A 6,868-nucleotide genomic window follows, 5' to 3' on the forward strand; every position below is an offset into this window, starting at 1 on the left:
GCCACAGATTCGGATGTCTCGTCCTTTCGGGGGTGAGCACCCGCCGGGTTAGGTAGTGGAAACACGCCAATGATGGTTTGGAGGTCGGATGTCGAGTCGCCTGGAATGGCTCGGTTCGCTGTCCCTGGAGGACGCGGAAGCCCAGTTGCTGACCTGCAACGCTTCCCACGCCTGGGCCCGCAAGATGGTCGCGAACCGCCCCTACGCCGACGATGCGAGCCTGCTGGCCGCCGCGGTGTCCGGGGTCACCGAGCTGTCGTGGTCCGACATCGAGGAAGCGCTCTCGGCGCACCCGCGCATCGGTGAGCGCACCGCCGCCAAGCATCAGTCCGAGCAAGAGGCCAAGTGGTCCGCCGACGAGCAGTCCGGCGCGACCGATGCCGACGCGCAGATCAAGGCGGAATTGGCGGCCGGTAACGTGGCCTACGAGGAACGCTTCGGCCATGTCTTCCTGATCCGCGCCGCGGGTCGCAGCGCCGCCGAGATGCTGTCCGAACTCCGGATCCGCCTGGGCAATTCGATTCCCGACGAGCAGCTGGTCGTCCGGCGCGAACTGGCCGACATCACCGGCCTGCGCGTGCGGAAACTGCTGGATTGTCAGTAAGAGGATCGAACGTGCCCAAGCTGGTTATCGAAAACGCTTACATCGCACCGGTTGTCGGTGACGAGATCCCCAACGGCTATCTGATCGTCGGCGACGACGGCCGGATCGAAGGCCTCGGCGCGGGACCGGCGCCGATGGTGGTGGGTGCTGAACGCCTCTCCGGCACCGGCTGCCTGGTAACCCCGGGCCTGGTGAATACCCACCACCACCTCTACCAGTGGGCCACCCAGGGCCTGTTCCAGGACGCCACCCTGTTCGAGTGGCTGACCGGGCTGTACCGGCTGTGGGCGACCATGGACGCCGAGATCGTGCACGGCGCGGCCACCGCGGGCCTGGGCTGGCTGGCGCTGACCGGCACCACCACCTCCACCGATCACCACTACATCTTCCCCAAGGGTCGCGGTGACGTGTTCGAGGCGGAGGTGCGCGCGGCGCGCGAGATCGGCCTGCGCTTCCACCCCTGCCGCGGATCCATGGACCGCGGGCAGTCCGAGGGCGGTCTGCCGCCGGACGAGGTGGTGGAGAACCGCGACGAAATCCTCGCCAGCACAGAGGAAATCATCCGGAAGTACCACGACCCGTCGTTCGACTCCATGCTGCGCGTGGCCGTCGCCCCCTGCTCGCCGTTCTCGGTGTCGGAGGGCCTGATGGTCGAATCCGCCGCGCTGGCCCGGGCGCACGGCGTCCGCCTGCACACCCACCTCGCCGAGACCCTCGACGAGGAAGAGCACTGCATCGAGCAGATGGGTTGCACCCCTGTCGAATACATGGAGAAGCTGGGCTGGCTCGGCGACGACGTGTGGTTCGCGCACGCGGTGCACCTGCACGACAAGGACATCGCGGCGTTCGCGAAGACCGGCACCGGTTCCGCGCACTGCCCGACCTCGAATGCCCGGTTGGGTGCCGGAATCGCGCGGGTCACCGACCTGCTCGCGGCCGGCGCACCGGTCGGCCTCGGCGTGGACGGCGCGGCCTCGGCCGAGCTGACCTCGATGGCCGGGGAGATGCGCCAGGCGCTGCTGTTCCAGCGTGCCGTGCACGGCCCCCGGGCCCTGACCGCCCGCCAGGCGCTCGAGGTCGGCACGCTCGGTGGCGCCCGAAACCTGGGCCGCCACAACGAAATCGGCTCGCTAGAGGTCGGCAAGCTCGCCGACATCGCGGTCTGGAAGGTGGACGGATTCCGTGCCGCCCTCGAGGACCCGGTGTGCGCGCTGGTGTTCGGCCCGCAGCCCCCGCTCGCCCGGCTGCTCGTCGGTGGCAACACCGTCGTGGAGAACGACGAGCTCAAGACCATGCCGCACGACGCGGTCGGACAGGCCGGCGTCGCCGCCCGCAGGCGAATCATGCGACAGGAGAACCGATGACGTTCTGGTAGAACCCATGATCCTCGATCTACCCGCAGTACCGGAGAACCACCCACGCTCTCCTCGAACACCTGCGATCGCCGCAGCGATTCGCGATGCCTGCCGCACGCGGGGCGGCACCGGGACCATCACCCTGGTTCCCGGAAGTCCGGACGACAGCATCCGGAAAAGTTGATTAACAGGGGCAAGTCCGCCTTCGCGGTAAGGACCCCACAACAAGCATCACCGAATCCGAGGCCCGGGAACCCCCAGCCCCCGCGCCAAAGGTCGGCTACGCCCATAGGAGGGCAGCCATGACCCAGACACAGACTCCGATCACCACGTCGGAGACCACGCGGAGTAACCCGCTCGAGAAGCTCTTCCGGCTGACCGAGCGCAAGACCACTCTATCCCGCGAAATCCGCGGCGGCATCACGACATTCGTCGCTATGGCCTATGTCATATTGCTCGTGCCGCTGATTCTCGGCGGTGTCGCCGACTCGCACGGGGACAAGTTGAGCATCGCTCAGTTGACCACCGCGACAGCCTTTTCCGCCGGTTTGACCACGATCCTCATGGGCCTGGTCGGCAATGTGCCCCTCGCATTGGCCGCCGGTCTCGGACTGGTACCCGTCGTCGCCTACCAGGCGGCCCCGCACATGACGTGGCCGCAGGCCCTGGGCCTGGTGGTCCTGATGGGCATCGTGATCGTGATCCTCGCGGCCACCGGTCTGCGAACCATGATCATCAATGCCATTCCGCTGGCCATGAAGAACGCCATCGGCGTCGGCATCGGCATGTTCATCGCCATGATCGGACTGGTCTCCTCCGGCGTGGTCGGCCACGGCGCGCCCGGCGGTCCGCCGGTGACGCTCGGTGTGGACGGACATCTGTCCGGGTGGCCCACCGTGATCTTCGCCGTCGGCCTGCTGCTCATGCTGGCGCTGTTCATCCGTAAGGTGCCGGGCGCGATCCTGATCAGCATCGCGATCTCGACCGTGCTGGCCATCATCGTCAACGCCATGGCGAAGATCGATCCCAAGCAGTGGGGCACCGTCGTGCCCGAGAAGCCGAAGTCGCTGTTCGCTTCCCCCGATTTCGGTCTGATGGGCCACATCGACCTGTTCGGCGGTTTCGCCACCGCGGGCGCCATGACCGCCACCGTGGTGCTGTTCACCCTCGTGCTGACCGGCTTCTTCGATGCCATGGGAACGGTTTTCGGTGTCTGTGACGAGGCGGGCCTGGTCGACGACAAGGGCCAGGTGCCCGGCATGGGCAAGATCCTGACCACCGACGGTGTCGCCCAGATCATCGGCGGCCTGTCCGGCGGCGCCGGTTCGACCGTGTACGTCGAGTCCGCGACGGGCGTCGGTGAGGGTGCCCGTACCGGTCTGGCCAGCGTGTTCACCGGTGGATTGTTCTGTGCGGCAATCTTCTTCACCCCGATCGCGGCGGTGGTGCCGATTCAGGCCGCTTCCCCCGCCCTGGTGCTGGTCGGCGCGCTCATGATGACCCAGGCCCGCAAGATCGACTGGAACGATCTCGAGGTCGCGATCCCGGCGTTCATCACGATCGTGCTCATGCCCTTCACCTACTCGATCACCAACGGCGTGGGCGCGGGCCTGATCGCTTACACCGTGATCAAGCTGGCTCGCGGCAAGTTCCGTGAGATCCACTGGCTGGTGGCCGTGGTGAGCGCCGTGTTCGTCGCCTACTTCGCCATCAACGGCATCGAAATGGCTCTCGGGAGTTAATCCATGCGCGACATCGCGGCACAACTGCTCGAATGGCACGGGGCAGGAACGGATTACGCCATCGCCTCCGTGATCGAGAACCTCGGCTCGGCACCGCGTCCGGTCGGCTCGGCGCTGGCCGTGGCCGCCGACGGCACCTTCATCGGAACCGTTTCCGATGTCCCGGTGGACGGCGCCGTGCGGGAGTTGTGCCGCGAGTCGCTGCGTACGGGACGCTCCGCGCGGGCGACCTTCGGAACGGTTCAGGTGTTCGTCCAGTCGGTGACCGAGGCCAATCGCGATGCGGTGGATCTGGTCCTGCGAGCTGAGGGGGAGGCCGTGGCGCTGGTCCGCGACCTCGACAGCGGCGCCATCATGGCGCTGGGCACCTGGTGGACCGCCGGAGCCGAACTCGACGAGAGCGTGACGGCCCGAGCCCAGACCATGCTCGCCGATGCCGTGACCGGGGTGCGAACCATCGGCCACGGCGACGAGCAGGTCACCGTGTTCGTGGAATCCCATGTGCGCACTCGCGATACCAAACTCGATGCGCTGCTGGACGCGGTGTATCGCCTGCCGGTGGTGACGTGAGCGCGCGGGAATCCGTGCGGTCCGCCGCGAGGCATCCGGGTGGCCACCCGGGGCCCGCGGCGGACCGATCCGCTTCATCACTGCGATCCATCGACCGACAATCGACCGAAAAGGAACCACTGCAATGCCTTTGATCTTCCTGAACGGGGGTGCCATGCGCGGCGGACCCCTGAACTACCTGCTCGAGGGCGCTCCGTTCGCGGGGGAGGCCAAAACCGCGGCGCAGTACCGGTTCTACTCGGTCGACGACCGCTTTCCCGGCCTGCACCCGGTGGCCTACGGCGGCGTGCCGATCTCCGGTGAGCTGTTCGACGTGCCCATGGAGGTGCTGCGCAATCGGCTGCTGCCCGCCAAGTCGCCGAAGCTGGAACTGGGTGTGATTGCCTTGGACGACAACCGCTCGGTGCTGTCCATGATGCTTCGCCGCCCGACCCTGTCCGACCCGGAGCTCGTCGACATCACCGATTTCGGTAGCTGGCAGAGCTACAGGGAGGAACTCGCAGGATGAAGTACACCGCCGAGGGAACGCTTCGGAAGTTCGACGCGCATTGCTCGATCCTGTTCACCGATCTGCCGCTGCTGGAACGTCCGGCGGCGGCGAAGGCGGCGGGGTTCGAGGCGGTCGAATTCTGGTGGCCCTTCGGCGAGAACCCGGTGCCGGGGGACAAGGAGGTCGACGCGTTCGTCTCCGCTGTTTCCGATGCCGGGGTTCAGCTGGTTGGGCTGAACTTCATCGATCTGGTGCCTGCGGGGCGGGGGCTGGTCTCGGTGCCCGGGCGGGAGCGCGAGTTCCGCGACAATATCGATGTGACGGTGGGGATTGCCGAGCGGCTGGGATGCCGCTCGTTGAATGCGTTGTACGGCAATCGGATTCCCGGTGTCGATCCGGCCGAGCAGGACGAGCTGGCGCTGGAGAATCTGCGGCTGGCCGCTCGCGCCGCCGCGCGCATCGACGCGCAGGTGGTGCTCGAAGCGCTGAATTCCATTGAATCGCCGGACTATCCGATCGTCTCGGCCGACGCGGCGGTGCGGGTGATCGACGCGGTCGGCGAACCGAATCTCCGATTCCTCTGCGACCTTTACCATCTCGCGCGCATGGGCGAGGATCTCCACGGCGTGATCAAGTCCTATGCCTCCTACATCGGCCATGTGCAGATCGCCGATGCCCCCGAGCGCAGCCGTCCCGGGACCGGCACGCTCGACTTCGAAAGCCTGTTCGCCGCACTCGACGCCGTCGGTTACGACGGCTGGATCGGCCTGGAATACAAGGACCCCGAACACGATTGGAGCTGGATCGCGTGAGCAGCATCGGATTCATCGGCCTCGGCATCATGGGCGGCCCGATGGCCGGGCACCTGGTGGCCGCCGGTCACCAGGTCACCGGCTACAACCGGTCACCGGCCGCGGTGGAGAAGCTGGTGGCCGCGGGCGGATCGGGCGCCGCGAGTGTGGCCGAGGCCGTGCGCGACGCGGATATCGTGATCACGATGCTGCCGCAGGACGAGCAGGTCGTCGAGGTGTTCACCGAGGTCCTCGAACACGCGAAACCCGGTGCGCTCTATATCGATTTCTCCACCGTGACCCCGAAGACGTCCGAATGGACCGCCGCGGAGGGCGCGAAGCGGGGGCTGCGGGTCCTCGACGCACCCGTGAGCGGCGGCGAGGCGGGGGCCGTCAACGCCGTGCTCTCGATCATGGTCGGCGGATCCGAGGCGGATTTCGAGGCGGCGAAGCCGGTGTTCTTCGCGGTCGGCAAAACGTACGAACTGGTCGGGCCTAACGGTGCGGGTCAGGTCGTGAAGGCCGCCAACCAGCTGATCGTCGGCGGCACCTACGCGTTGATCGCCGAGGCAATCGTGCTCATGGAGAGCCTGGGCGCCGACGCCGCCAAGGGCCTCGACGTCCTGGCCGGTGGTCTCGCGGGCAGCCGCATCCTCGAACTCAAGCGAAAGTCCATGCTGGAACGCGACTTCCGCCCCGGCTTCCGCATCGACCTACACCACAAGGACATGGGCATCCTGCTGGAAACCGCCCGCCACGCCGAAGCCTCCATCCCCATGGGCGCCCTCACCGCCCAACTCATCGCCGCCGCCCGCGCCATGGGCCACGGCTCCCTCGACCACTCCGCCCTCCTCCTGGTCGCCGAGACCCTCTCCGGTCGGGAGACCCCGAACGAGGCCGCGTCGTGAGCGACCTGATGATGCGCCCACCGCACTGGCTCGACCGCCACGGCCACGGCGAACAGGCCTGGCCCGCAGGCTGGGTCGTCGACCGCTACACCGTCCAGCTCCCGGTCGTCGGCCCGAACGCCGACGCATCCTCCCCGGCCTGCGAGGCCCAGTCCACAGTGGTGCCCAATAATGCACGGCCCGAACACGATTCGGCCGGGTTCGCGCGATGAGCCGCGAGGACTTCAGCGACGCAAGCGAGATCGACCCCTCCGGCAAGGTCCGCGGCCTCGGCCGCGACGAATTCGGCTGGCTGCGGGTCAGCGGTCGCGCCGGCTGCGATCCGGTGCGCGCCATCAGCCGTGACGACGCCGCCCGAATCGGCGGGGCGAGACGATGATCCAGCCACGCGGCGGGGTGCGGCGGGGG

Annotated in this window: 9 protein-coding genes; all 9 read left to right on the forward strand. The window is 67.5% G+C overall.

Annotated elements, in window-relative coordinates; all coding sequences use genetic code 11:
• Window positions 1-88: 88 nt before the first annotated feature.
• The 9 genes from uraD to ACAM49_RS23775 all read left to right on the forward strand — a co-directional run bounded on the left by uraD (window position 89) and on the right by ACAM49_RS23775 (window position 6,839).
• On the forward strand, window positions 89-604 hold the full coding sequence (uraD, locus tag ACAM49_RS23735) for a 2-oxo-4-hydroxy-4-carboxy-5-ureidoimidazoline decarboxylase (RefSeq protein ID WP_369637760.1): 516 nt from the start codon (window positions 89-91) through the stop codon (window positions 602-604).
• Between the two features lie 11 nt (window positions 605-615).
• Window positions 616-1,968, forward strand: a complete 1,353-nt coding sequence (locus ACAM49_RS23740; protein ID WP_369637761.1) for an 8-oxoguanine deaminase — start codon at window positions 616-618, stop codon at window positions 1,966-1,968.
• 293 nt (window positions 1,969-2,261) lie between these two features.
• Window positions 2,262-3,701, forward strand: a complete 1,440-nt coding sequence (locus ACAM49_RS23745) for an NCS2 family permease (RefSeq protein ID WP_369637762.1) — start codon at window positions 2,262-2,264, stop codon at window positions 3,699-3,701.
• A gap of 3 nt (window positions 3,702-3,704) precedes the next feature.
• The gene (locus tag ACAM49_RS23750) at window positions 3,705-4,271 is read left to right on the forward strand and encodes an XdhC family protein (protein ID WP_369637763.1); all 567 of its coding nucleotides are present in this window, start codon (window positions 3,705-3,707) and stop codon (window positions 4,269-4,271) included.
• Window positions 4,272-4,395: 124 nt separating this feature from the next.
• A complete protein-coding gene (locus tag ACAM49_RS23755) occupies window positions 4,396-4,779 on the forward strand; it encodes a gamma-glutamylcyclotransferase (RefSeq protein WP_369637764.1) in 384 nt (127 codons plus the stop codon).
• The gene (locus tag ACAM49_RS23760; protein ID WP_369637765.1) at window positions 4,776-5,573 is read left to right on the forward strand and encodes a hydroxypyruvate isomerase family protein; all 798 of its coding nucleotides are present in this window, start codon (window positions 4,776-4,778) and stop codon (window positions 5,571-5,573) included. Before ACAM49_RS23755 ends, ACAM49_RS23760 begins: the two co-directional genes overlap by 4 nt.
• Window positions 5,570-6,460, forward strand: coding sequence for an NAD(P)-dependent oxidoreductase (locus ACAM49_RS23765; protein WP_369637766.1), 891 nt, complete (start codon window positions 5,570-5,572; stop codon window positions 6,458-6,460). Before ACAM49_RS23760 ends, ACAM49_RS23765 begins: the two co-directional genes overlap by 4 nt.
• On the forward strand, window positions 6,457-6,672 hold the full coding sequence (locus ACAM49_RS23770; RefSeq protein ID WP_369637767.1) for a hypothetical protein: 216 nt from the start codon (window positions 6,457-6,459) through the stop codon (window positions 6,670-6,672). Before ACAM49_RS23765 ends, ACAM49_RS23770 begins: the two co-directional genes overlap by 4 nt.
• Window positions 6,669-6,839 carry a hypothetical protein gene (locus ACAM49_RS23775; RefSeq protein WP_369637768.1) on the forward strand — a complete coding sequence of 57 codons (171 nt, stop codon included), beginning with the start codon at window positions 6,669-6,671 and terminating at the stop codon, window positions 6,837-6,839. Before ACAM49_RS23770 ends, ACAM49_RS23775 begins: the two co-directional genes overlap by 4 nt.
• The last annotated feature ends 29 nt before the right edge of the window (window positions 6,840-6,868 follow it).

Source organism: Nocardia sp. JMUB6875, assembly GCF_041154655.1.
Classification (GTDB): domain Bacteria; phylum Actinomycetota; class Actinomycetes; order Mycobacteriales; family Mycobacteriaceae; genus Nocardia.

Coding starts and splice junctions, on each gene's coding strand:
- ACAM49_RS23745 (WP_369637762.1), top strand. CDS start 2,262: ATGACCCAGACACAGACTCCGATCACCACGTCGGAGACCACGCGGAGT.
- ACAM49_RS23760 (WP_369637765.1), top strand. CDS start 4,776: ATGAAGTACACCGCCGAGGGAACGCTTCGGAAGTTCGACGCGCATTGC.
- uraD (WP_369637760.1), top strand. CDS start 89: ATGTCGAGTCGCCTGGAATGGCTCGGTTCGCTGTCCCTGGAGGACGCG.
- ACAM49_RS23775 (WP_369637768.1), top strand. CDS start 6,669: ATGAGCCGCGAGGACTTCAGCGACGCAAGCGAGATCGACCCCTCCGGC.
- ACAM49_RS23755 (WP_369637764.1), top strand. CDS start 4,396: ATGCCTTTGATCTTCCTGAACGGGGGTGCCATGCGCGGCGGACCCCTG.
- ACAM49_RS23750 (WP_369637763.1), top strand. CDS start 3,705: ATGCGCGACATCGCGGCACAACTGCTCGAATGGCACGGGGCAGGAACG.